This is a genomic window from Mycobacterium sp. (genome assembly GCF_036490025.1).
Classification (GTDB): domain Bacteria; phylum Actinomycetota; class Actinomycetes; order Mycobacteriales; family Mycobacteriaceae; genus Mycobacterium.
Genome location: NZ_DASXEP010000088.1, coordinates 1 through 3,430, shown reverse-complemented (window position 1 = coordinate 3,430; position 3,430 = coordinate 1). Strand labels below are relative to the sequence as shown.

Sequence of the window (3,430 nt, the reverse complement as noted above, 5' to 3'; positions counted from 1 at the left end):
GAGAAAGTGCTGGTCAGAGCCCTGTCAGTTGACGGCACCATGGATGACGATCGCGCTGACGTCATTGATCCATGCCTCGTCTAGATCGACGCCAGGTGTGAGAAGTAGCCGAATGATAATCGCGCCGGCAATCACATCGATGATCCGATCGGTGTGCACGTGAGGGCGAAGTTCACCGCGTTCCGCGCCATCGCTCAGACGTGCTCGCACCGCGGTGATGAGGCCGTCGAATCGGGCGAGGACCCGGGTACCTAGCTCGGGGTCGGTGGCGGCGTCGGCGAGCAGACCCGGCAGCGCAATCCGCACAACTGGGCTGGAAAACACGTCACGGGCCGTTTCGATCATGGCGCGCACCTCCTCACCGACGTCGGATGCCGGCGGCGGTATCACGGTGGGGGTCGAGGGGAAGACCGCTTCGTGGACGAGGTCCGCCTTGGTTGACCAGCGGCGGTAGAGCGCGGTCCTGGTGGTGCCCGCGCGCTCGGCGATGGCACCCATCGTGAGGTTGGAGTAGCCGACCTCGACGAGAAGGTCGGCTGCAGCGCCCAAGATCGCGTCATCGATACGGGAATCCCGGGGACGCCCACCCAGGGGCTTGGCAGCGGGTGCTGACTCTGCTTTCATAACGCTACACATTGTAACGGAACGAGGCGAGGGTGAGAGCCTGTGGCGAGTCAACCAGCGATTGACCGGGATGTCAGCCGACTGAAGTGCTCAAGCCGGGACGTCACGACGCTGCCCGCGGTGATGTCGCAGTGGTTGTCGACGGTGCTGCCCGACAACACGGTTCCCCGCGTGACGGTGGAAAGCGGAGTGGCATCCAATGGGCTGTCCTCGGAAACGATCATTCTGAGCGCCGAATGGCTACGCAACGATGTGCTGACTCACGAGAAATGGGTGGCTCGGGTTCCGCCGCGCATAGACGATGTGCCGGTCTTCCCGACTTACCGTCTGGATCACCAGTTCGAGGTGATGCGACTGGTGGCCGAATTTACGGACGTGCCCGTGCCCCGGGTGCGCTGGATGGAGCCCACCGGCGAGGTTCTGGGCGCACCATTTTTCCTGATGGACTATGTGGCGGGTCTGGTTCCACCCGACGTAATGCCCTACACATTCGGCGGCAACTGGCTGTTCGACGCTGGAGACGCGGAACGGAGGCAGCTGCAAGACAACACAATTGGAATTCTTGCGAAGCTGCACACCATTCCGAAGGCGCAAAGCACCTTTGCCTTCCTCATCGACGGCGCGTCAGGCACGCTCGGCCAGACGGCGTTGCGTCGGCATTTTGCCTCGGTGCGGGCCTGGTATGAGTTCGCGGTTCCCGACATCGGTCGCGTACCGCTATTGGAGCGCACCTTCGGCTGGTTGGAAGCCCACTGGCCGGCTGAGGCCGATGCTCGCGAACCGGTGCTGCTGTGGGGAGACTCCCGCATCGGCAACGTCCTCTACAGCAACTTCTCGCCGGTAGCAGTGCTGGATTGGGAGATGGCGACCATCGGGCCGCGAGAGATGGATGTTGCCTGGAGTCTGTTCTCACACATGCTGTTTCAGGAGTTGGCCGCGCTGGCCTCTTTGCCGGGCATGGCGGGATTCATGCAGCCCGATGAAGTCTGCGCCACCTACAGCGCGCTCACCGGCGTCGAGCTCGATGATCTGCATTGGTTTTACGTGTACTCGGCATTGATGTACGGGTGCGTGTTTATGCGCACCGGTGCACGCCGCATCCACTTCGGAGAGATGGACAAACCCGATGACGTGGAGGCGCTGTTCTATCACGGGGCGCTACTGAAAAGACTGATCGGCGAAAGCGGCTGATCCTCGGGCCACTGGCGAGTTCCCTCTCTAAGTCGCCCGCCCGCCGTCGCCGCGCCGTCCCGATATGCGCTGATCGAGACCACCGGGTGTTGCACCGGCTGCACGGTTCTGGTTAACTTGAGTTACGCAACACATTGTAACGTAACTGAAGGGATGGTCGATGTCCTCGTCGGGTCTACCCCCGTTCCCAACGGGCTGGTTCGCGATCGCCTACAGCGCGGACCTGGAGCCAGGCAAGGTAATAACCACAACCTTCTGCGGCTACGAAGTCGTCGTTTTCCGCGGCTCGTCGGGCCGGCCCGCGGTGCTCGACGCCTACTGCCCTCACCTGGGTGCGCATCTGGGTCACGGCGGTACCGTGTCCGACGACGGCATCAGGTGCCCGTTTCATGGGTGGCTGTGGTCAGCGGCGGGCAGGTGCGTCGACATGCCCTACGGCGGGCGCATCTCACCGGGCGCGAAGACCCGATCGTGGCCGGTGACCGAGCAGGACGACGTCATCCTGGCCTGGAATGGCGCCGAGCCGCCGACCTGGAGCATGCCGTCGTTCGCCGACCGCACGTGGACGCCGGCACGCAGAATGTTGCGCACCACGCGCAGCCATCCCCAGGAAATCCTGGAGAACACCGTGGACCTCGCGCACTTCCGGTTCGTTCACGGCACGCATGTGATGAAGGTGACCGCGAAGCCGAACCAGGACGGTCCGATCTTCGAGGTGCTGATCGAATCGGATCCCACGGCCGTAGCGGAGTCATTTCGGCTCGGGTCGGACGCGATCCAGTTGGACGGATCGGCGTTCTGTCACGGTCCGGGTCTGGCCGCGGGTTCGATTGGTTTGCCGGGCGTGTTCAAAGGTTTGCAGCGGCTTTACGCCACACCGATCGATGGTGAACATCTGGAACTTCGCGGTGTTGTCACTCTGCAGGTCGATGAGGGACTTGAGACCGGCACCGAGTTCGTCGACGTGATCGCCGACTCGGTGTTTGAGCAGTGGGACAACGACATTGACGTTTGGGACACCAAGCGGTATCTGCCTAAACCTTTGGTCAACCGCAGCGAAAGTCTCATCCCCGTCTACCGCCGCTGGTATGAGCAGTTCTACCGGCCGGCCGTGGATGTCGACGGACCTCGGCAGCACCTGGTCGAGACGGCGTGACGACGCACCCGCCACACGAGACGCGGTTGGGCTCATCGCGATCCGAGTTCGCCGGCCGATAGTCAAGGAGAACACGATGACCTCGAGCACCGCCGAACCTCTCCTTCCCGTCGGGTTCGATTTCACCAGTCCCGAAGTAATGGTCAAGGGCCTGCCGATCGAAGAGTTCGCCAGGCTGCGACGAACCGAGCCGGTGTGGTGGAACGCCCAAGACCCCGCCAAAGCTGAACGCCATCGCCGAGCACCTCCCTAACATCCGCAAGACCGCGGATCCGACGCGGGTGCGCTCGGGATGGATCAACGGGATCGCCACCATGCCGGTCGACTATGGAGCGCCGAGCGTCTGACGAGCAAGCCCGAGCATCGTCGGCCAGTTCAATAGCGCGACCGCGCCTGGCCCTCTCAGCGAGTGCGGTGTTCGGCGACGATCACGTGAGTCCGGGAACAGTGGGCAGCGTG

Annotated in this window: 4 protein-coding genes; 3 read left to right on the top strand and 1 reads right to left on the bottom strand. The window is 63.1% G+C overall.

Annotated elements, in window-relative coordinates; genetic code table 11:
* Positions 1-24: 24 nt before the first annotated feature.
* Positions 25-624 (bottom strand): TetR/AcrR family transcriptional regulator, encoded by a 600-nt coding sequence (locus tag VGG53_RS10415; protein ID WP_331517980.1) that lies wholly within the window; start codon positions 622-624, stop codon positions 25-27.
* 42 nt (positions 625-666) lie between these two features.
* Here VGG53_RS10415 and VGG53_RS10410 point away from each other — a divergent pair, with 42 nt between their 5' ends.
* The 3 genes from VGG53_RS10410 to VGG53_RS10400 all read left to right on the top strand — a co-directional run bounded on the left by VGG53_RS10410 (position 667) and on the right by VGG53_RS10400 (position 3,224).
* On the top strand, positions 667-1,815 hold the full coding sequence (locus VGG53_RS10410) for a phosphotransferase family protein (protein WP_331517979.1): 1,149 nt from the start codon (positions 667-669) through the stop codon (positions 1,813-1,815).
* Positions 1,816-1,975: 160 nt separating this feature from the next.
* Complete coding sequence (locus VGG53_RS10405) at positions 1,976-2,971, top strand: Rieske 2Fe-2S domain-containing protein (RefSeq protein WP_331517978.1); 996 nt, start codon at positions 1,976-1,978, stop codon at positions 2,969-2,971.
* Between the two features lie 76 nt (positions 2,972-3,047).
* Positions 3,048-3,224, top strand: coding sequence for a hypothetical protein (locus VGG53_RS10400; RefSeq protein ID WP_331517977.1), 177 nt, complete (start codon positions 3,048-3,050; stop codon positions 3,222-3,224).
* Positions 3,225-3,430 lie beyond the last annotated feature (206 nt).

What these genes read in the sequence shown, in the direction of transcription:
- VGG53_RS10415 (WP_331517980.1), bottom strand. Translation starts at nt 624, where the DNA reads ATGAAAGCAGAGTCAGCACCCGCTGCCAAGCCCCTGGGTGGGCGTCCC.
- VGG53_RS10405 (WP_331517978.1), top strand. Translation starts at nt 1,976, where the DNA reads ATGTCCTCGTCGGGTCTACCCCCGTTCCCAACGGGCTGGTTCGCGATC.
- VGG53_RS10400 (WP_331517977.1), top strand. Translation starts at nt 3,048, where the DNA reads ATGACCTCGAGCACCGCCGAACCTCTCCTTCCCGTCGGGTTCGATTTC.